Source organism: Campylobacter sp. RM12642 (genome assembly GCF_020137635.1).
GTDB lineage: Bacteria > Campylobacterota > Campylobacteria > Campylobacterales > Campylobacteraceae > Campylobacter_E.
The window spans coordinates 1-21,484 of record NZ_JACGAT010000014.1 but is presented as its reverse complement, the minus strand read 5'-3'; the positions used below and the strand labels follow the sequence as shown (position 1 = coordinate 21,484).

The 21,484-nt window shown below is 26.5% G+C and carries 18 protein-coding genes; 2 read left to right on the top strand and 16 right to left on the bottom strand.

The window, feature by feature from the left end; translation table 11 throughout:
- Positions 1-70: 70 nt before the first annotated feature.
- The 12 genes from AVBRAN12642_RS06235 to AVBRAN12642_RS06180 form a co-directional block, all read right to left on the bottom strand.
- Positions 71-1,045, bottom strand: a complete 975-nt coding sequence (locus tag AVBRAN12642_RS06235; RefSeq protein ID WP_214117998.1) for a putative transporter — start codon at positions 1,043-1,045, stop codon at positions 71-73.
- A 67-nt stretch (positions 1,046-1,112) separates the two neighbouring features.
- Positions 1,113-2,924, bottom strand: a complete 1,812-nt coding sequence (gene mrdA / locus AVBRAN12642_RS06230; RefSeq protein ID WP_336607460.1) for a penicillin-binding protein 2 — start codon at positions 2,922-2,924, stop codon at positions 1,113-1,115.
- Between the two features lie 451 nt (positions 2,925-3,375).
- Entirely contained in the window at positions 3,376-3,954 is a 579-nt protein-coding gene (gene yihA / locus AVBRAN12642_RS06225; protein WP_336607461.1) for a ribosome biogenesis GTP-binding protein YihA/YsxC, read from the bottom strand.
- A complete protein-coding gene (gene lptA / locus AVBRAN12642_RS06220; protein ID WP_214119845.1) occupies positions 3,951-4,403 on the bottom strand; it encodes a lipopolysaccharide transport periplasmic protein LptA in 453 nt (150 codons plus the stop codon). The genes yihA and lptA overlap by 4 nt, the downstream gene beginning before the upstream one ends.
- On the bottom strand, positions 4,388-4,885 hold the full coding sequence (gene lptC, locus AVBRAN12642_RS06215; RefSeq protein WP_214117990.1) for an LPS export ABC transporter periplasmic protein LptC: 498 nt from the start codon (positions 4,883-4,885) through the stop codon (positions 4,388-4,390). Before lptC ends, lptA begins: the two co-directional genes overlap by 16 nt.
- Positions 4,879-5,355, bottom strand: coding sequence for a KdsC family phosphatase (locus AVBRAN12642_RS06210; RefSeq protein WP_214117989.1), 477 nt, complete (start codon positions 5,353-5,355; stop codon positions 4,879-4,881). Before AVBRAN12642_RS06210 ends, lptC begins: the two co-directional genes overlap by 7 nt.
- Positions 5,356-5,357: 2 nt before the next feature.
- Positions 5,358-6,113: a septal ring lytic transglycosylase RlpA family protein gene (locus AVBRAN12642_RS06205; RefSeq protein WP_284444073.1), complete on the bottom strand. Its 756-nt coding sequence runs from the start codon at positions 6,111-6,113 to the stop codon at positions 5,358-5,360.
- A complete protein-coding gene (locus AVBRAN12642_RS06200) occupies positions 6,110-7,192 on the bottom strand; it encodes a lytic transglycosylase domain-containing protein (RefSeq protein ID WP_214117987.1) in 1,083 nt (360 codons plus the stop codon). Before AVBRAN12642_RS06200 ends, AVBRAN12642_RS06205 begins: the two co-directional genes overlap by 4 nt.
- Complete coding sequence (locus AVBRAN12642_RS06195; protein ID WP_214119844.1) at positions 7,189-7,944, bottom strand: TatD family hydrolase; 756 nt, start codon at positions 7,942-7,944, stop codon at positions 7,189-7,191. Before AVBRAN12642_RS06195 ends, AVBRAN12642_RS06200 begins: the two co-directional genes overlap by 4 nt.
- Positions 7,945-7,946: 2 nt before the next feature.
- A complete protein-coding gene (locus AVBRAN12642_RS06190) occupies positions 7,947-9,194 on the bottom strand; it encodes a GGDEF domain-containing response regulator (protein WP_214117982.1) in 1,248 nt (415 codons plus the stop codon).
- Entirely contained in the window at positions 9,191-10,711 is a 1,521-nt protein-coding gene (locus tag AVBRAN12642_RS06185; RefSeq protein ID WP_336607463.1) for an AAA family ATPase, read from the bottom strand. The genes AVBRAN12642_RS06190 and AVBRAN12642_RS06185 overlap by 4 nt, the downstream gene beginning before the upstream one ends.
- Complete coding sequence (locus tag AVBRAN12642_RS06180; protein WP_336607464.1) at positions 10,708-11,544, bottom strand: NAD(+)/NADH kinase; 837 nt, start codon at positions 11,542-11,544, stop codon at positions 10,708-10,710. The genes AVBRAN12642_RS06185 and AVBRAN12642_RS06180 overlap by 4 nt, the downstream gene beginning before the upstream one ends.
- Positions 11,545-11,631: 87 nt before the next feature.
- On the opposite strand from AVBRAN12642_RS06180, the gene aspS reads away from it, so the two are divergent.
- Entirely contained in the window at positions 11,632-13,389 is a 1,758-nt protein-coding gene (aspS, locus tag AVBRAN12642_RS06175; protein WP_336607465.1) for an aspartate--tRNA ligase, read from the top strand.
- 12 nt (positions 13,390-13,401) lie between these two features.
- Here the strand turns inward: aspS and AVBRAN12642_RS06170 are convergent, their stop codons facing one another.
- Positions 13,402-14,136 (bottom strand): hypothetical protein, encoded by a 735-nt coding sequence (locus tag AVBRAN12642_RS06170; RefSeq protein ID WP_214117975.1) that lies wholly within the window; start codon positions 14,134-14,136, stop codon positions 13,402-13,404.
- Between the two features lie 111 nt (positions 14,137-14,247).
- On the opposite strand from AVBRAN12642_RS06170, the gene AVBRAN12642_RS06165 reads away from it, so the two are divergent.
- Positions 14,248-16,182 carry a capsular polysaccharide biosynthesis protein gene (locus AVBRAN12642_RS06165; protein WP_336608123.1) on the top strand — a complete coding sequence of 645 codons (1,935 nt, stop codon included), beginning with the start codon at positions 14,248-14,250 and terminating at the stop codon, positions 16,180-16,182.
- Here the strand turns inward: AVBRAN12642_RS06165 and AVBRAN12642_RS06160 are convergent.
- The 3 genes from AVBRAN12642_RS06160 to AVBRAN12642_RS06150 are packed head-to-tail and all read right to left on the bottom strand — an operon-like array spanning position 16,168 to position 21,450.
- Positions 16,168-17,373, bottom strand: a complete 1,206-nt coding sequence (locus tag AVBRAN12642_RS06160) for a hypothetical protein (RefSeq protein WP_336608122.1) — start codon at positions 17,371-17,373, stop codon at positions 16,168-16,170. The two genes, AVBRAN12642_RS06165 and AVBRAN12642_RS06160, sit on opposite strands and share 15 nt — an antisense overlap.
- Positions 17,370-20,150: a glycosyltransferase family 2 protein gene (locus tag AVBRAN12642_RS06155; protein ID WP_336608121.1), complete on the bottom strand. Its 2,781-nt coding sequence runs from the start codon at positions 20,148-20,150 to the stop codon at positions 17,370-17,372. The genes AVBRAN12642_RS06160 and AVBRAN12642_RS06155 overlap by 4 nt, the downstream gene beginning before the upstream one ends.
- Positions 20,140-21,450 (bottom strand): UDP-glucose dehydrogenase family protein, encoded by a 1,311-nt coding sequence (locus AVBRAN12642_RS06150; protein ID WP_336608120.1) that lies wholly within the window; start codon positions 21,448-21,450, stop codon positions 20,140-20,142. The genes AVBRAN12642_RS06155 and AVBRAN12642_RS06150 overlap by 11 nt, the downstream gene beginning before the upstream one ends.
- Positions 21,451-21,484 lie beyond the last annotated feature (34 nt).

Here is a 21,484-nt window from a genome sequence, read left to right as displayed (position 1 = left end):
AATAACCTTTATTAAAAATTAAAAAATGCCATTAGTTTATACAAATAAAATTAATTCAAAATAACATAAATTAAGAATTAATTTTAAAATTAATATGCTCTTCAAATTCTTTTAAACGCTTGTGAATACTTCTTAATTCTGTAATAGTTGTCCAATTTTTAGTAAGAACACTAAAACTTGAGCGAACACTACTAAAAGCATTATTGATTTGAACTAAAACACCTAGGGCAATTATTCCTAAGAATAAATTTTGCCCTACTATCAAATAAGCAAAAATCACCATAAATTGCTCGTATAAATATAGCCAAACATCAAAATATCCATAGTGCAAAAACAATCTTTTGTAATTAAACTTAAGCCCTGTAAAAAGCTCAAACATTTGCTCTGGTAATGCGTGATTGGTTCTATCATTTTCTGCATAAACTAACTCTTTTCTAAAAGCAGCTTCGGCTTTTTGATTGTTATATTCAAGATTAGGAAGTTTAATTCCAACAAACCAAGATATAATAAGACCACCAACGCTTGTTAATAAAGCCCACATAATTAAACCTGATTGAAAATTAAAAATAGGCAAAACTAAATTAGCCCCTAAAGTATATAAAATAGGCAAAAAAGCAATCAAGGTCATAAAAGCCTTTATAATATCAACACCCAAGCTCTCAACGATTTTTGCAAATCTATATATATCTTCTTGAATACGCTGTGATGAGCCTTCTATATAATCATTATTCTTACGCCAAGCCTTAAGATAAGCAAATGTAATAGCTTCTCTCCAAGCAAAAGCAAAATGCCTAGAAAAAAACGCTGTTAATGTAGCTATTAAAATATAAGGTAAAGCTATAAATAAAAAATCACTCAAGCCACTTAAAAACTGCTCGTAAGTGCTATTTTGTGGTGCTGCTTGTAAGAGATTATAAAAATCTTTATACCAATTATTGATTTGTACATTAAGTAAGGTTTGAGAAAAAATCGCAAGCAAAATAAGCAAACTCCCGCCCCAAGACCATAAAAACCATTTTTTAGATAAATAAAATGCTCTAAACATATAAATCCTTGCAAAAAAATAGGCTAATCATAATAATTTATCTTTAATACATTTAGAATTTGAAATATCATTTATGTTTTTTAAATCCCTTTTGATATTGCTCATCAATATAGCCTAATTCTAATAATTTATTAAATATTTTTGCAACAATTGGCCCAGAAGTAGCGCCTCCGTGCATTCCATGCTCAACTAAAACAACCACGGCATATTTTGGCTCTTCATAAGGTCCATAAGCATTCATCCAAGCGTGGCTTCTTGTATAATATTCCATATTTTCTTCTTTCATACGCTTTTTTTCACTTTGAGAAATCCCTACAACTTGCGCTGTGCCTGTTTTGGCTGCTAATGTGATTTTACTCTCCAATAAAGGTTTATATCCTGTGCCTTTAGGTGTATTTGCTACATCATACATAGCTGCTCTAATATATTTTAAATCTTGTTGTTCGCTTTGAGTAAAAATATCTTTTTTAACAATTTCAACTTTTTCTTTATTTATTTCATCTACAAAATGTGGCTTTATTTCATATCCACTAGCTAATTTTGCTGTATAGACTGCTACTTGCATTGGAGTTGCTAGGAAATTACCTTGCCCTATGCTAGTAATTAAAGTTTCACCTTGATACCAAGGCTGATTATATCTTGAACTTTTCCATACTTTATTTGGTAATATACCAACACTCTCAAGTGGTAAATCAATATCTGTTTTTCTACCAAATCCAAGCTTATATAAACTTGCACTTATATCAGCTATTCCAACTTTTAAACTGCCTTTATAAAAATAATCATCACAACTTGACCTAATAGCAGTTCTTAAATCCATAACCCCATGCCCATATACATTATGGCATCTAAATTTTCTACCACCAAAATCAAAAGAACCAGAACAAGTAAAAGTAGTATTAGTATCTATTTTACCACTTTGTAAAAACGATAAGCCTACGCCCATTTTAACAACTGAACCTGGTGGATAACGACCATTTATAATCTTATTTGTAAATGGATGGTCTAAATCTTGTATCATCATATCCCATTCGTTTTGTGAAATTCCAGTAACAAAAGGATTTAAATCATACTCTGGATAAGAACCTGCTGCAATAATTGAGCCATCTTCAATACTTAAAACAACTGCTGAACCACTAATATTTTTAAACAATTCATCTAAGTACTGCTGCATTCTTATATCAATAGTGAGTTTTATGTCATTTTCCATAATTGGTTTTTTAAACTCAATTTCTTCTACTTCTTGATTGATGGAATTTACTTTTGTAACTTTTTTGCCAGGCGTGCCTTGTAATATATCATCATAATATTTTTCTATGCCTGTTTTTCCAATTTTTTTTGTAACTTTTACAACATCATTATTTACCATATCTTCAGCATTTGCCCTTGCCACATAGCCTATTATATGACTTGCTAAAGAATTAAATGGATATAGTCTTTTAACACTTGGTTTTATTAATATATTATCATCTAAATTCAGCTCAAAATAACAAGGATTTATCTTCTCATACTCTATAAAATCTATAATTTCTATTTCATCTTGATTGTAATAGCTATTTTCTCTTTTATATATTTTAATAATTTTATCAATATCTAAATCACTAAAGCATTTTAGAATTTTATTAGTTGTTACATCTAATAAATTACTACTTAAATGTGGTTTTAAAGATATTGAAAATCCAAGCTGATTAACAGCTAATGGGGTATTATTTCTATCTAATATTATCCCTCTAATAGGCGGAATTAATTCTTCTTTGGTTGAATTCTTTTGTGCTAGTTCTTCATAATAATCATTGCTATAAATACTAAGCCAATATACCCTAGAAAGTAGCATTATAAAAAATGACAATATTACAAAAATTACAAATTTTAATCTCACACAATACCTCTAAACAAAATAATTGATAATAAAGATTCAAGGCATATATAATAAATAAAAATATTGCTTAATTTAAGCACTTCTAGTTCAAATAAATAAGAAAATAATAAATTTAAAAATATATCTATAAAATATACAAATATTATAAAAATAATTATCAAAATATCCCTATTTTTAAGTTTGTAAATCAACTTATCATAAAAATAATAAAAAAATATTAAAAACGCTATTGTAGTACTAAACAGCACTAATCCGTGGGTTATTTCAATAAGACATAGATATAAAATAATAAGCAAACTAGTTTTATCAAAACCACTTTTTTTAAAATGTATAATCAAAAATACAAAAAAAACTCCGAGTAAAGGTGGTAAAAAAAATGTAATAGAGCATAGTAATTGGTAAAAAAATAAAACAAATATTGTTATATAATAGCTTAACCCAACTCGTTCTTTCATTTAATAAACTCATATATTTTTTCCTGCAATTTATCTATACCTTTTTTACTAGCACTTGATACATAAATTGCATCTTTATATTTTGATTTTAGTTTTGAAAATTCACTCTGATTTAATTTATCAATTTTTGTAAAAACCTTTATATAAACTTGATTTTCATTCATAAAATCTTGTAAATATTCATAAACACCTTCATCTATATCTAAATCATCGTGTCTTGAGTCTATTAAATGAATAAAGCATTTTATTTCTTTTCTTTTTTGTAAAAATTCATTTAAATTCTTGTTCCAAGCAGCTTTTTTATCCTTAGAAACCCTTGCATATCCAAAACCTGGTAAATCTATTAAAATCAATTTGTTTTTATCCGCAAATGTAACTTCAAAAAAATTAATTAATTGAGTTTTTCCTGGAGTTGAAGATGATTTTGCAAGACCTTTGTGATTTGCTAAAGCATTTATTAAAGAGCTTTTACCTACATTAGAACGACCTAAAAAAGCAATTTCACCTAAATTATATTCTTGTGTTTGAAAATATTTTTCACAAGATATTAAAAATTTTGCACTTACTATATTCATTTTGCTATCTCAAAAATTAATTTAACTGGCTTATTAGCTTTATCGCTTTTTACTTTATATGTTCCATCATTTTGGTTTATATAAATATAATCTGCTGATAATTCTTTGTTATTTTCTGTAATTTTAACATTCCCTATAAGCTCATAAGTATTTTTATTTACATCATAAACAATCTTATCTGCTTTACCTTTGAAATTATCTTTATTTAAACTTATAGAAAAACTTGTTACATATTGTGCTTCATAGCTAGCAATTTTATTATCCTTATTTGTTCTTATTGTCAATACTTGACAATTTAAATAATCTTTACCTTGCCTTATACTAACATCTTTGCTAAATACCCCAGTTTGATTATCTTTATTACCTTCAAAAATTTTTGCATTAATCTCAATTTTTTCAGCATATAAACTACATAAAGATAATAATAAAATAACTATTTTTCTATACATAAATCAACCTCTTTTAATAATAAATCTGAAGAATTTAAATTATAACTAAAAGAATTAGCATTAATTAAACTATTATTATAGGTTACTTTAGTTTTACTCAAAGAGCTTAAGATTTTTTCATTTATTGAATAATTTAATACATCGCTTTCAAGCTTAATTAGATTATCTTTATATTTAACATCGCCATTTAATACTATAATATTATTTTCTTTAGTTGCCTTATTACTACTTAAATGCTTTTCTAAATCATTTATACTTAAATCTATCAAATTATCTTGATTATTTATTTTGTAATATTGCTTAGCATAAGCTATTTTTTCAAGCTTATTACTAAGCTCATAACCAATAATATCATTAGCTTCAAGGCTTTTAAAATCAAGTTGATAATTCATCTTATCAATATCATAAGGCTTTTGTATTATTATAAAAAAAAGCATAGATAGCATAGAAACTAAAATAATATTAAAAGTTTTTATTAACACTTAATCCACTGCTTTAATTGATTATTTTCTTTTACAATAATTTCAAGCATTTCATGCACACAACCATATCCACCTTTTGTATTTAAAATTCTTCCAAAAATTTTTGCCCCATCTTTAGGAATAAAAGGTAGCTTAACAGATTTTAAAAGGTCTAAATCGTTATAATAGTCCCCTATTGCAGCAACTTCATCAAAAGTAATATTTAAATCTTTCAGTAATGTTTTAGCACAACTTAGCTTATCTTTAATACCACAATATACATATTCAATGCCTAAATCTCTTGCCCTATTTAAAACAACTTCAGAACTTCTTCCTGTAATAATTGCAAATTTTATACCCAATTCTTTAGCTTTTAAAATAGCAGCTCCATCTTTTACATTAAATTCTTTAATCAAATCAGCATTAGGAGAATAAATAATTTTACCATCACTTAAACATCCATCAATATCTAAAATAACTAATTTAATCATTCTTACTCCCTAAATATAAATGAACCTAGAAAATTAGCTAAGTTTATAAAATCCTTTGCTTCTTCTTCACTTCTAAAGCCTTTTAAAAACACTCTATAAAATCCATCGCTAGAATTTAATACTTTACTTGTATAACCTTTATAATTTGCATATCTTTTTGCTAAATTATAAGCATTTGCAGAGCTTTTAAACGCTCCTATTTGTATCATAAAATCTCCACCCATAATACTATTTACACTATTTTGAATGTTAGAATTTGTATTAGATATTTGAGGTTTAATATTGTCTTGATTAAAGCCTAATATAGTTAATTTTACTCTTGCAGTGCCTTTTTTAGTCATATCTATTTCATGCGCTGCACGATTTGATAAATCAATAATTCTTCCAGCAACAAATGGCCCTCTATCATTAACTCTTACTACAACACTTTTTCCATTTTCTAAATTATCAACTCTAACCATTGTATTCATAGGTAAAGTTTTATGAGCTGCTGTCATAGAATTTGTATTAAAAGTTTCTCCATTTGAAGTCTTTTTACCATGAAAACCTGGGCCATACCAACTAGCAATGCCAGTTTCAGTATCTCCAATATCAACCTTACTTGGATAATAAGTCTTACCATTTATTGTATAAGGTCTCATTGTAGCTGGAGTATTTGGTTTAGCTACTCCATAATTATAATTTTGGTTTAAGCTACTTGTAGTTGAACAAGCAGCAAATAAAAATAAAAAACTAGCGAAAACTAAATATTTTTTCAATTTTTAGCCTCCTTACTATCATCATATACTAATACAGGAATTAATAAGGTTTGATTAATTCCAATTCTATCATCTTTTAAATTATTATAAGCTCTTAAAGCATTTGTAGAAACACCATTTTTCTTAGCTATTGCATATATTGTATCACCTTGTTTTACCCTATAGCTTATTACATTTTTTACATTATTTTTAGCATACTTAATAGGATTTGAGTTATCTTTATAAGCTGCTATCTTTTCTATTGGTAAATAAGCATAATAATTATAAGGTGGTGCAAAATCGCCTTTAAATTGTGGGTTTAAATCTTTAAATTCACTTAAGCTAATCCCAGCTTTTCTAGCAATTGATGATAAACTTTCTTTTGGTTTTACATCAACTTTACCTATATTAAGTGCCATAACTTGATTTAACAAATAAATATCACCATACTTAGCAATATCATTTTCTGCTATTAAACTAGTACTTAAAATCTTTTTGAAAAATCTTCTTGTTTCCTTAGGTAAATATTTTTGGTCTTCATCTAATAATACACTTAATTCATCACTACCTGCATTTTTAATAGCTTTTCTAACACAGCCATTTCCACAATTGTAAGCAAAAATAGCTAAATACCATTTACCAAATTCATCTTTTAGCCTATGCAAATATTTTGCAGCAGCAACGCTAGCAGCTACAACATCTTTTCTTTCATCAATAAATTTGTCAATTTTTAGACCAAAATTCTTAGCAGTAGGTTCCATAAATTGCCAAACACCTGTAGCTTTTACTCCAGATTTAGCATCTGTTTTAAAATTACTCTCAACCATAGCAAGATATAAAAAAACATCAGGAACACCTTCTTTTTTTAAAATTGCTTTAATAATTGGAATATTCATATTAGCTTCATTCAATACTTTTGTAAAATAAAGCACTTCTCTTTCACTCATATCGTAAAAAATTTCCATAAAAGATTGGTCTTGTAAATATCTTAAATCTACATCAATACTTTTTAAGATTTTTTCTTGTTTATCGTATTTATCTACTGAAAAATTCGCATATAAACAAATACTTGTAACTATTAATAATATAAATTTTTTCAAATTAATCCTTTAAATAATTTTTTTGCGTTATTTGTTGTAAGTTCTTCTATCTCCTCAATTGATTTATTTAGTATTTCTGCCATTTTTTGTGCAACCAATTTGCAATATTTTGGCTCATTTAAAGTCCCCCTGTGTGGATGCGGGGTAAGATAAGGTGAATCAGTTTCTATAAGTAATCTATCTGTTTTGATTTTAGGTAAGATTTCAACTAAGTTTTTTGCATTTTTAAATGTAAGCACTCCTCCAATTCCATAATAAAATCTATCGCTTAATTCCAATAGAATTGGACTTGCATTAAAACAATGCAATACTCCAAAAGCTTCCTTATAAGCCTTTAATATTTCTAAAGAATCAGCATTTGCGTCTCTTATATGTATTATTAATGGTAGTTTTCTTTCAATTGATAGTTCAATCTGTTTTTTGAATACTTCTTTTTGTAGCTTTTTTTCTTCTTCGCTAGGATTTTTATAATAATCTAAACCACATTCTCCTATTGCAACACATTTACTATCTTCTAAAAAACTCTTTAAGTAGTCTAAATCAAAATCTTGTATATCATAAGGATGAACTCCGGCAGCAAAATATACATTATCATATTTATGTGAAATATCACGAGCTTTTTGTAATGTTTTTATATCAGCACCTGGAATAATATGAAGTTTTACTTCTTCATTGCTAGCATTAAGCAAAACTTCATCTAAGATATCATCATATCTTTCATCATCTAAATGCGTATGAGTATCAATTATCACTATTATTCGCCTTCATAAACTTCAACTCTATCACGACCATTTCTTTTAGCGTCGTATAAAGCTTCATCAGCTTTTTTAATCATTTCTTCTATTTCTGATTTTTTAGAGCCTACTGCAACTCCTATTGAAGCTGTGAAATTAATTGGTTTATCAAGATACATAGCAGGAGTTGATTTAATTGCACTTCTAATTTTCACTGCCATTTTAATAGCGTCTTCTTTCTTAATATTTTTAATTAATAAACAAAATTCTTCGCCACCAAATCTAGCAACCATATCCCCGCCCTTAACTTGTTCAAGTAGAGTTTGACCACATTGAACAATAACGCTATCTCCTGCAGCATGACCTAGTGTATCGTTAATGTTTTTAAATTTATCTATATCTATCATTAATACAGCAAAATCAACATCATCATTGATTTTTGAATAATATTCTTTGCTAGCCTCAAAAAAGCTTTTTCTATTATTTAATTTTGTTAAAAAGTCCTTTTCAGCACTTTCTTTTAGTTGTTCTGAATAATAAATTAAATCTATACTATTATTAATCCTACAAATAATATTCTCTCTTGAAAATGGCTTTTGAATAAAATCATTTGCTCCGGTTTTTAGCATTCTAGCACCAACATCATCACTTCCGTGAGCTGTTAAAACTATTATTCCTAATTGATTTTTATTATAAGATTTTCTAACTTCTTTTATAAGCTCTTCACCAGAAACTGCTGGCATTTCTTTGTCTGTTAAAATAAGTTTTACATCAGGGTGTTGTTCTAAATATCCTAATGCTTCAGCTCCGTGAGCTGCTGGGAAAACTTGGAATTTGTAAGCTTGCAAAATATTTTTAATAATATTTCTCATAGCCATTGAATCTTCAGCCACTATAATTTTCGTATTTTCGTTTCTTTGTAAGCGTTCAATAATATCTATTATATAATCAACACATTCGCTACCTTCTTTTAGCACATAATCAACAATGTCTTTATCCATAAAACTTTTTCTTGTAGCGTCATCATCAAGTCCAGTTAGAATAATACTTGGAATTTTCTTAGATAGAGCATAATCAACAACTTGACCATGCATAGCATCAGGCAAACATAAATCAAGTAATGCAGCAAAATACTGATTATTATCTAGCAACTCTTTAGCCTCTGCAAAATCATAAGCTACATCAAATTCGCAATTTAATGCGCCACTAACTTTTTTTGCTATTGCTTTAGCTAACATCTTATTGTCATCTACTAATAGTAATTTCATTCTTTTCCTTCTAATATGGTTTTTGCAAAATCTAAGGCTGATTGGCTGATATTCTCATCACTAATCATTCTTGCAAGTTCATTTGCTACTTCATCTTTTCTAAGCTCTCTTGCAAAGCTTTTATTGTTTTCTTTACTTACTAAAAAATGCTGATTTGCTTTTGCACAAATCCAAGGCATATGAGTTATTACAAATATTTGATAATGCTTACTTAATTTACTAATTACATTTGCAATACTAATAGCCTCTTTTCCGCTTAAATTAGCATCTATCTCATCTAAAAATATATAACCATTCGCATAATCAATAAAATCAGCAAAACTAGCCAAAAATGCAAGTCTTAATCTATTTAACTCGCCCGAGCTAATCTCTTTAAAACCTGCTTTATTTAAACTGATTTCAAATCTATCTATGCCGTTAATTCCTAGTTCAAATTCCACTAACCTAAGAGCAATTTTGTCTAAGTATAACAAATTTAGATAATCATTAATTTTACACTCAAGTTCATTAAGGTAAATTAATCTTATTTTTGATATAGCTTTCGCATCGCTTATAAGCTTATTTTTTAGAGTTTTAAGCTTTTTTTCAATATTGTCTTTTTCGTAATCAATATTTTCATAAATATTTAATTCTTTTTCTTTATCTTTGAGTATATTTAACGCATCTTCAACGCTTCCATAACGCTTTACTAGATAATGAAGCTTTTCTAATCTATTTAAAATCTCTTCAATATCTAACTCACTACTATCATTATTTAAATCATTATAAATATCATTTAATTCATTCATAGCACTTACAAAAAATTCACTATCAATATTAGCTAATCTTAAAAGTTCTAAAACACTGCTCTCATAGGCAAAAATGCCTTCTGATTTTCTTAAAGCTTGTTCTATTTTATCTCTTTTTGAAAGCTTGGTTTTAATATCTAATAATTTTTCATATTCGCCTATTTTTGGATTTATATCTTTAATTTTTTTAATTTCTAAGCTTAATAATTCTTTTAAATCATTGATTTTATTTTCATCTTCACATAATTTTTTGTATTCTTTTTCTAATTCATCTAATTTTTTAAAATTATTTTTATATTCATTTAAAGTATTTTCATAATTTTGCTCTTTTTTAATTATGATTAAATCTAGCATTTTTAATAAATAATTTGGCTCAAAATCATCATAATTTTTAGCCGATAAATAGCGAATATTACTAGCATTTAGCTCACTCATAATCTTTTTTGAAACTGCTTGATTGTTTATAAAATATCTAGTAACTTTATCCTTTTTAACCCTAAAAACATTGGGATTAGAATTTTCTATACTTTCATCATTTATCTTATCATCTATGCTAATTTCTAAAAGACTTGCACTGCTTTCAAAAATTCCAAAAGCTGCTAATATACTTTTAAAAATTACTGATTTTCCAGCTCCACTAGAACCTGTAAAAACTATAAGACCATTTTTAAATTCTAAGTTAAGTTCATCAAAAGTTATATTATTTGTAAAATATAATCTTTCTATCATCTTACTTCTCCCCAATTAAGCTTTTCATTTAAAACCCTAAAATAAGAGCTATTTTTACGCCTAATAATATTTGCTCTTACATTACTAAGCCCTATTCTAACGCTTTTAAATTCATCTTTATTAAATACTTCTTGACCATCTATACTTAAAGTGCAATTTGCACTCATAACATCAATAAAAAAACTTTTAGGTAATACTATTGGTCTTTGAGTTAGTGAATGAGAACAAATTGGAGTTAGCATAAAAACACGGCTTAATGGATAAATAATCGAGCCGCCTGCACTAAGATTATAAGCGGTTGAGCCTGAAGGAGTGGAGATTATAAGCCCATCGGCATTATAGTTATTAAAAATATCTCCTTTAAAACTCGTTTTTATATCCGCTAATAATAAATGATTTGCTCTATTAAATACTGCGTCATTAAAAGCATATTTTTGTAAGATTTTACCATTATTTAGCTTTATTTGAACACTTAGTAAAAATGGTCGCTCAAGTTTATATGAACCATTTAAAAACTCATTCATACCGGTTTCAAATTCTGTAGTTTTAAACTCCGTTAAAAAGCCTAAATTACCGGCATTTACTCCAAATACAGGAATATTAGAATTTGCTAGATATCTACAAGCTGAAATTATATTTCCATCTCCACCTAAGGATATTAATAATCCCACATTTTCTAAATCAAATTCTATTTCATTTTTTCTATCATTTATATATATTAAATATTCAATATTTTTACTATTAAGATAATTTTTTATATTATTTAATTCCAAACTATCTTCTAAACCTAATTTGCAAAATATAATTATTTTTTTAATTTCTTTATTTTTCATAATCTTTTCTTATTCTTTTTATTATAAATTTACAATTTTTGAGTAAAAATCAATTAATTTAATAAAAATTCATGTTAAGGAAAGAAATTGAGAACACATTATAGCACTGAGCTTAGCATTAAAAACATTGATGAAGAAGTAGTTGTAGCTGGATTTGTAAATAGCTACCGCGACCATGGTGGAGTTGTATTTTTAGATTTAAGAGATAAAGAAGGTATTATTCAATTAGTATGTGACCCTGAAATAAACAAAAATGCTCACGAAATAGCAAGCAGCTTAAGAGATGAGTATGTAATAAGTGCTAAAGGTAAGATTAGAGCTAGAGGCGAAGGTTTAGTAAATCCAAGACTAAAAACCGGAGAAATTGAAATAGTATGTAGCGAAATTGAACTAATTAATAGTGCAAAAGCGCTACCTTTTGATATAAATGATTTAAATGTTAATGAAGAATTAAGACTAAAATATAGATTTTTAAGTCTTAGAAATCCTAAATTATTAGATAATTTTAAAAAGCGTTCAATCATTACAACAGCAGCTAGAAATGCTTTAACAAAATTAGGCTTTATGGAGGTTGAAACTCCGATTTTAACAAAAGCTACACCTGAAGGTGCAAGAGATTATTTAGTTCCATCTCGTGTGCATGAAGGCGAATTTTATGCGTTACCACAAAGCCCACAATTATTCAAACAACTTTTAATGGTTGCTGGGTTTGATAAATACTTTCAAATTGCAAAATGCTTTAGAGATGAAGATTTAAGAGCTGATAGACAACCTGAATTTACTCAAATAGATGTTGAGATGAGTTTTTGCGACCAAGAAATGGTTATGCAAAATGCTGAAACTTTCTTAAGAGAAACATTTGCAAGTGTTGGTATTGCAATGCCACAAAATGTAAAAAGAATGACCTATAATGAAGCAATGGAACTTTATGGAAGTGATAAACCTGATTTAAGATTTGATATGCCAATGATTGATGTTGCACACATTTTTACAAAGTCAAATAACGCTATTTTTAGCGAACCTGCAAAAGATACTAAGAAAAATCGTGTAAAAGCAATTATTGTTAAAAATGGAGATAATATTTTTTCAAAACGCCAAATGCAAGGATTTGAAGAATATGTTAGAAAATTTGGTGCTAAAGGTCTAGCGTTTATTCAAATGAAAGAAGATGGACCAAAAGGACCATTAACTAAATTTTTTGATGATGATGGAGCTGAGCTTATAAATTTCTTAAAAGAAAAAGCAGATTTTAGTGTAGGAGATGTAGTATTCTTCGGCGTTGGTGCTAAAAAAACCGTTTTAGATTATATGGGAAGATTTAGATTATTCTTAGCGAATGAATTAAAGATTATTGATGAAAATAAATTTGAGTTTTTATGGGTTGTTGACTTTCCTATGTTTGAGCAAAATGATGATGGAAGCTATTCGGCAATGCATCATCCATTCACAATGCCAAAAAATATCGATGCACCAATTGATGAGATAAATTCTATTGCTTATGATATAGTATTAAACGGAGTTGAGCTTGGTGGTGGAAGTATAAGGATTCATAGAAGCGATATTCAACAAAAAGTATTTAAATTACTTGGAATTAGCGAAGATGAACAAAAAGAAAAATTTGGCTTTTTACTAGACGCATTAAGCTACGGAGCACCTAGTCATGGTGGATTTGCAATAGGGCTTGATAGATTATTAATGCTAGTTACAAAATCTAGCTCAATTAGAGATGTAATAGCATTCCCTAAAACTCAAAGAGCGCAATGCCTAATGACTGACGCACCAAGCAAAGTTGCTTATGCACAGCTAAATGAATTACACATTGCACTAAAAGAAAGTAAAAAATAATTTTACCCCTTTTTAAGGGGTATATTTATATTGCAAACTAATGCCATCTGCTATATTACCAATGTTTATAGCATCTTTTAAGTTAAATTCCATTCTAAGCATTAATATTTCTAAATCTTTTTGAAATCTAATTTTTGTAGGTTTATTGTGAAAGATTTCGTTTCTTACCTTTCTAATTTGACCTATTTTTGTATATAAATGGTTTTTATCATATGGTGGCAATTCTTGATTTTTATATTCTTTATATTCAGCAAAAATTATTGAATATAAATTCCAATTTTCATTTATTATCTCTTGTAAATCCATCATCCTAAAACAATCAAAAATCTCAAATGTGTTTGTATTGTTTAAATCTAGTTCTTTACATTGCCTATTTATTCTCTTTGCCATATTAATATCAATTATGTTACAAAACCAATTATCTTCGTTTTTATTATAATGGTTTGCATAATTTATTGCTACAGTGCTTCTTAAAGTGTTTTCAAAACAGTGCAATAATAGTGATTTGGTCTGATGATTTCTCCTGCGTTTATTATAAATAACCATTATAAGTTCAAATAAATTATATTCCTTATTATATTTTTCTAATAATTTTTTAGCTTCTTTGCAAGAGCCTAGCAAATATTCAAAGTGCAATGTTTTTATAGCTTTTATCATTCTGTCTTTAAAATCATCTACTAAAAGGAATTGATAATTTGCAAATAAATCTTCAATTTTTTTATAAAATTCTTCTTCTATCTTATACATTTAGCTGCCTTTTATGTTTACATAATTATATTAGAATAATTTTAACTTAGAGATGTTCCAACGATAGATTGGGTCTTAACTACTCTAAGTTCTTTTTATTTTAGGTAAAGAATGCTGATTAGATATTTTAAACAATATAAACTTCGTAAAAATGTTAAAAACTTTTTAAATCTTTCTTGGCGTGATGCAAGTTGCAATGGTGTTTATTATGGCTGGGGAAGAAAGGAAAGTGGCAAAATAGCCAAGAAATTAGCTAAAAAAAATAATGCTAAATTTTGCTTACTTGAAGATGGGCTTATTCGCTCTTTAGGGCTTGGCATTAATGATAAAAATAGCTTTTCGCTAGTATTTGATGATATTGGGATTTATTACGATGCAACCACTCCAAGTAGATTAGAAAATATTTTAAATACTTACGAGTTTAGCGAAGATGAATTACAAAAAGCAAGAAAAGCTATCAAATATCTAGTAGATAATAATATAAGCAAATACAATAATGCTTACAAAGAATTTAAATTAGGGAATAAAGATAATGTTTTAGTGATTTTACAGAGTGCAAATGATTTATCACTTAAATATGGTTTAGCTAATAATATTAATTCACTTTATATGATTAAAGACGCAATCAAGGAAAACCCTAATTCTAAAATTTATGTAAAAATTCATCCAGATACACTAAATAGCAAAAAACAAAGCGATATAAACATAAATGAAATTCCACAGGAATGCGAGATTATAAGCGATAGTTATAATCCAATAATTTTACTTAAAAACTTTAAAAAGGTTTATACAAAAACTTCAACAATGGGGTTTGAAGCTTTACTTTGCGGGTGTGAATGCGTGTGCTATGGAATGCCTTTTTATGCAGGATGGGGAATTACAAAAGATAAACAAAAATGTGAGCGTAGAATAAAAATAAGAAATATTGAAGAAATATTTTATGCTATGTATTTTTTATATACGAAATATTATAATCCCTACTCTGAAGATATTTCAGATATTTTTGATACTATGAAAACCATAGTGCAATTTAGAGAAATTTATAAGGCTAATTCAGGAAGATTATTTTTCTTTGGGTTTTCCTTATGGAAAAGAGCTCATACAAAGCATTTTTTTAAATCATTTGATAATAAAATAATTTTCATGAACTCTTTAAGTGCCTTAAAGCGGTATAAGGTTACAGAAAACGATAAAGCATTTATATGGGGTAAAAAATATGATAAAGATGAACTCGAAAAGTATTTTAAGAATGTTAGCATAGTAGAAGATGGTTTCATACGCTCAATTGGACTTGGCTCAAACCTTACTAAAGCATACTCATTAGTAGTTGATGATATGGGAATTTATTTTGACCCTCAACTTCCAAGTAGATTAGAATATATCCTAAAAAATACCAATTTTAGCGATGAGTTAATAGAAGAAGCAAAAGAGATTAGAAAACTAATTTTAGATAATTCATTTTCTAAATACAATTGCTTAAAACATCAAGAATTGCCAAAAAGAAAACAAAAAACAATACTAATTCCAGCACAAGTTGAAGATGATGCGTCTATCAAATGTGGTGGTTTAGGATATGACACTTTAAAACTAATAAAACAAGTTAGAGCTGAAAACCCAGAAGCTTATATAATATATAAAGTTCATCCTGATGTAGTAGCTGGTAATCGTAAAGGACTTAAGGATGAGAAAATTATCTTAAAATATTGCGATGAAATTATAACTGATATTAGTATAGATAGTTGTATAAAAGCATGTGATGAAGTGCATACTATCACATCAACAGCAGGATATGATGCACTTATCCGTGATAAAGTAGTGGTAACTTACGGAGCTCCATTTTACACCGGCTGGGGTCTAACCATTGATAAAAACATAACTCCAGTAATCCTATCTCGCCGCGGAAAACAACTAAATACTAACGAACTAATAGCCGGAGTTATTATTTTATATCCTAGATATTTAAATCCTTTATCTAATAAATTTTGTGATTGTATAAAACTAATTAAAATTTTACAAACTATCCATAGAGCCTCAAATCCACATTAATTTAGTATAAAGGTTGTGCAATACATTGCATTTTTTTAAATTTTCTTCATTACTTTTTAACAACCTAGAAGAATATTTCCAACCATTTGTAATCCCTTTAAAATGTCTAATTTCATAATTATTGTTTAACTTATTTTTAAGAGATTTTTTAGTTTTTAAATTTAAATGATCATGTACTCTATATTGAATATCATTCAAATCTATATTTTTTATATTACTAGGGCAAATACACCATTTTGTAGCAGTTCTAGGAGAATTAATATTTATATATAACAAATCTTTATAAGAGTAATTACAATTTATAGCGGTATTTTCTACCCATTGTCCATCAAAATATATAGGCTCTTTAGACAATTCAGCTTCTTCAAATATAGATCTATTATTATAAGAAATAACTAACTCATCTATATCTACATTTAAAATTGATTTTGCGTATTTTAAAAAACTATATTTTGCATGCTCAAACATACAATATTGAGAATAATCAGAATCCCAAGGAGATTTATTAAAGCTTCCAGGACCATATGGTACAGGCCATCTAACAACCACAACCGACATATCAATATTTTGTTCTAAATATTCTAATAATTCTTGAGAAGAATAATCATCACTACAATTATCATATATAACAATAGCATCAGCTTTATGTATAATTTTATAAAAATTACAAAAATCTTTTATCCATGTAAGCCTATTGTCTTTACTCATTGTAATTATAACTCTTTTATCTTTTAAATAATTGACTACCCCCCCCCATTTATATATATCATTAATTTTATTATAAACAAAACTACCATAGTTACAAAATTCCAGTACTCTAGGTTTAAAAAAAGAAGTATATAATAATTCATAATGACTAGCTCTATCTAAATATTTTGTTGATATATTTACTGAAGAAAAATTAAAATTTATTTTCATTATACTTATATTTTTTGAATTAATATTATGTTTTAAAGTTATATTTTTATACAACAAATCTTTCTTTTGTGTAAATGGAGCACCTATAGCGTGTATTTTATGCTCAAATTCATCATAAAATATATCGCAAAAGATAACACCATAATCATATAAATCTTTAAAATTATCTTGTCTATTCTCTAAAGGTCTTGTTGGTACTCTTTTATCTACCAAATAACTATTAAAGCATAAAACTGAAGGTATATATAATTTTGCTATCTTTTTTGGATTCATTTTTTACTCCTAAAAATAAACTTAATTAGTTTCATAATTAAAAACCAATAATAAGAATAATTCTTTTTAATATTAAATTTTAATTCTTCTATAACTAAATTGAAATCATAAAAATCAGCATGTGTAATATTAGGAACAATTTTGCAAATATCTTTAATATCATATAAGTAATGTCCTCTATCAATATCAACACTAATTATTTGTTTATCTTTTACACTGATTTTATATATGTATGCATCATCATGCCAAGATAATAGTGGATTTTGTAAAAGTTCAGTACCATTGATTTTAATTGAATTATATAATACATACACTGGAACCCTAATATCATTAAGTCTTTTGTCAATACCCAAGAATTTTAACATTAAAATACCATCCCCGACTATTTTAATTTTAAAATTAGTTTTTAAATTATTATCTATAACAACACTACCAATACCATCTTGATTAGTGAACCAAATTGGATTGGTAGATTTAAAACTATGTTCCAATAATTCAATTCTATTAGTTGCTGTTCTATAGTTTCTAATTTTTATATTAAATTTTCCATTACCACTATAATAATCTAAATTTAAAAATAAAATTTCTTCCTTTAAAAGAAATTGTTTAATTTTTACAGAACTATTTGCATTAACTTTGATTGGATTTTTTAATATATTTTTTCCATTTAAATATACTTTATTGTATATAACCTCAATATTATCAATATTAAAAAGCTCAATTATTAAATAACCAATACCTTTATTCTTAAATATTATTTTATTACAATTACCTATTATATTATAACCATTGCTTTTATTTGTTGATATCGGTAGTATTAAATCTACTTCCTCTATTAATTCAATTTGATTGTGAAAACCAAAATTTTTAATATCAAATCTTGCAGAATTTATTTCTTGATAATATATACCAAAATTATCTTTAATAAACAACTCCAATTCTCTAGATACTTGTAGTTTATAGGTATTTATAATTTTTGCAATTACTCTAATTAAATACCCTTTATAATGTTTTTTATACTGAGCATTAAAACTCTTATAATTGGCATATAAAATGTTAACATAAAATAACATATAAATATTTATAAATTCATCACTTGTTATTCTAGGCAACATTTGGGATAATAATTCAACTATTATAATTTTATCTAAAAATTTTTTTTCTAAATTTTGAGTGATAGAATCATCATGAACTCTTCTAAAATATATCTTATCTCTTAAAATACTTATTTTTTTTGCTTTAAACAAAGATTCTATAAAAAATAAATTATCTTCAAAACATATTTTTTTATTTACCCATAATATTTTATTTTTTACTAAAAAATCTCTATTGTATATAGTAAGACAAGAAGATACAGCTATTTTTGTAATAAATTCTCGACAATCTTTGTAGTTAAAAATATCTTTAAAATCATTTGGTATATATCTAAAACTATAATAATCATTGCAAGAGATATTGTTATTATTATCAAAATTCATACCACCTATCATCAACATATCTAATTTATTACGAAAAGCTTTAGTAAAAATTTTTTCACAAGCAAAACTATCAATGTAATCATCAGCATCAATATATTGAATATAAAATCCTTTAGCTACAAGAAAAGCGTTATTTCTAGATATAGATAGACCTTGGTTTGTTTGATTTATAATAGTTATTCTATTATCTATACAAGAATATTTCTCCAATATAGATAAAGTTGAATCGCAAGAACCATCGTTAACACATATAATCTCTATATCCCTTATTGTTTGCCCAATAACACTTTTTAAACATTGTTCAATATAATCTTCACCATTATAAACACATATAATAATAGAAATTTTTGGTCTCAGTAAACTAGATAAAAAATTATATATTTTATCATTTACAATAAATTTTAATTTTGCTTTTATAACCTCATAACTATCATTACAATAACTTAATTCATATATAAATGATGAATTAACTCTATCCAAAAAACTTTGATTGTACTTATTGTAAATATTATGTTTACATAGACTATCATATAAAAATTGTATAGCTCTTGCAAAACATTCAATTTTATCTCCTCTATTAGCAGTCAAATTTGAACACTGATTTGTTCTATATATAACATAAGAATTATTTAATAATTTAATTTTATTAGTCAAGGCGATGCAAATATATGTAAAAGCTAAATCATTAACAACTTGTAAAGCTTGAAAATAAATTTTATATTTATTTATCAATTGCGAATTGAATATCTTAGTCCAAGCATTTGGATTTGTGATATTAAAAATATTTTTAATTTTTTTATCAAAACTATAATTAGGCAAGTAAGTTCTACCTATTATTTTTTTAGTAATATCATCGTAAATATCATTAGCAAAAATAACAATATCAGTCTCAAAAATATTAGTCAATAATTGTTCATAAATATTGCATTTAACCCAATCATCACTATCTAAAAAATGATAATACTCTCCACTAGCTACCATCATACCAGCATTTCTTGCAACTCCAGCATATAGATTTTCTTGAGTAAGTACTGTAATACGATTATCTTTAGCTGCATATTCTTTTAAAATTTCTAGTGAATTATCAGTTGAGCCATCATCTACACATATTATTTCTATTTCTTTTAAGCTTTGGTTTATTACACTATCTAAACACTCTCCTAAATATTTTTCAGTGTTATATACCGGGATTATTACCGATACTTTTGGAGTATAGTCAATCTTATTTTTAATTAAAATAGTAGCTTTTGTATCAGGATCACCTTCAGCATTTTTAACTATTATATTATTAATATTCATAGCTATCTCCGCTTTTACCTATATTTATTATCTTAAAATTATATTCAGCAGCTAATTTTAAATTAACTATATTTCTAGTATCATATATAACTTTAGTTTTAATCTTATTAGATAATAAATTAAAATCAATATCCTTAAATTCATCCCATTCAGTTAATATTACCAATAAATCACATTTGTTAGAACACTCATATATAGAATTAAAATAATTAACATTATTCTTTAATATCTTGCTAGCATTCTTCATCGCTTTTGGATCATATACATTAATATTCTCATATTTCTTAATAAGCTCCTTTGTTATTTCTAACGCTGGACTTTGCCTACAATCATCAGTACCACCTTTAAAAGCAAGTCCTAAAATACCTATTTTTGGATTTTCAACATTTTTTAATATATATTCAATATTATCTATAATTTTAAATCTTCTTCTATTATTTCCTTCTATAGTAGCCTTTAACAAAGAAAGTTCTACTTTACATTTTCTAGCCATTTCTAACATTGCTAAAGTATCTTTAGGAAAACAACTTCCACCATATCCTGGTCCTGGATTTAAGAACTTATCACCTATACGACTATCAAACCCAATACCCAATGCAACTTCATTTATATTTGCACCACTTTTTTCACAAAAATCAGCCATTTCATTTATAAAATGTATTTTCATTGCTAAAAAAGAATTTGATGCATATTTTATAAGTTCAGCTGACTTTCTAGAAGTTATTAAAATTTTACTGCTATCAATATGAGAATATAATTCTTTTAATACTTTACTTGCCTTATCAGAATTACTTCCTATTATAACCCTATCTGGATTATAAAAATCTACTAAAGCATACCCTTCTCTCAAAAATTCAGGTAAAGATACTATATTTACATTTAAATTAAAAGTATTAAATTTGTGCTCTATTTGATCACTAGTACCTACTGGAACAGTAGATTTAATAGCTAAAACTAAATTTTTATCTTTACATAAATTTTTAGCTATTTCTATAATTGCATCATCGATATATCTCAAATCAACACTGCCACTATTATTCAATTGAGGCGTTCCAACAGCCAAAATTACTATATCTGCATTATTAATACAAGAATAAGAGGTTGTAAAAAATAACCTACTATTAACAACTTCCCTAAAAGCTATTTCCAAATCATTTTCAAATATAGGTATATTACCTTGTCTTAAAATATTTATCTTATCCACATCAATATCTACACAAGTTACATTATGACCTAATTGTGCAAAACCAACACCACTAGGCAATCCAACATAACCAGTTCCAATAATAACAATATTCACAAAAACTCCAATTTTGAAAAACTCTTATTTTCAA

Excerpts from the sequence above, each read along its gene's own strand:
- AVBRAN12642_RS06185 (WP_336607463.1), bottom strand. The coding sequence starts at position 10,711 with ATGATAGAAAGATTATATTTTACAAATAATATAACTTTTGATGAACTT.
- AVBRAN12642_RS06180 (WP_336607464.1), bottom strand. The coding sequence starts at position 11,544 with ATGAAAAATAAAGAAATTAAAAAAATAATTATATTTTGCAAATTAGGT.
- yihA (WP_336607461.1), bottom strand. The coding sequence starts at position 3,954 with ATGAATATAGTAAGTGCAAAATTTTTAATATCTTGTGAAAAATATTTT.
- lptA (WP_214119845.1), bottom strand. The coding sequence starts at position 4,403 with ATGTATAGAAAAATAGTTATTTTATTATTATCTTTATGTAGTTTATAT.
- AVBRAN12642_RS06165 (WP_336608123.1), top strand. The coding sequence starts at position 14,248 with ATGCTGATTAGATATTTTAAACAATATAAACTTCGTAAAAATGTTAAA.
- AVBRAN12642_RS06235 (WP_214117998.1), bottom strand. The coding sequence starts at position 1,045 with ATGTTTAGAGCATTTTATTTATCTAAAAAATGGTTTTTATGGTCTTGG.
- AVBRAN12642_RS06170 (WP_214117975.1), bottom strand. The coding sequence starts at position 14,136 with ATGTATAAGATAGAAGAAGAATTTTATAAAAAAATTGAAGATTTATTT.
- AVBRAN12642_RS06160 (WP_336608122.1), bottom strand. The coding sequence starts at position 17,373 with ATGAATCCAAAAAAGATAGCAAAATTATATATACCTTCAGTTTTATGC.
- AVBRAN12642_RS06155 (WP_336608121.1), bottom strand. The coding sequence starts at position 20,150 with ATGAATATTAATAATATAATAGTTAAAAATGCTGAAGGTGATCCTGAT.
- AVBRAN12642_RS06210 (WP_214117989.1), bottom strand. The coding sequence starts at position 5,355 with ATGATTAAATTAGTTATTTTAGATATTGATGGATGTTTAAGTGATGGT.
- AVBRAN12642_RS06190 (WP_214117982.1), bottom strand. The coding sequence starts at position 9,194 with ATGAAATTACTATTAGTAGATGACAATAAGATGTTAGCTAAAGCAATA.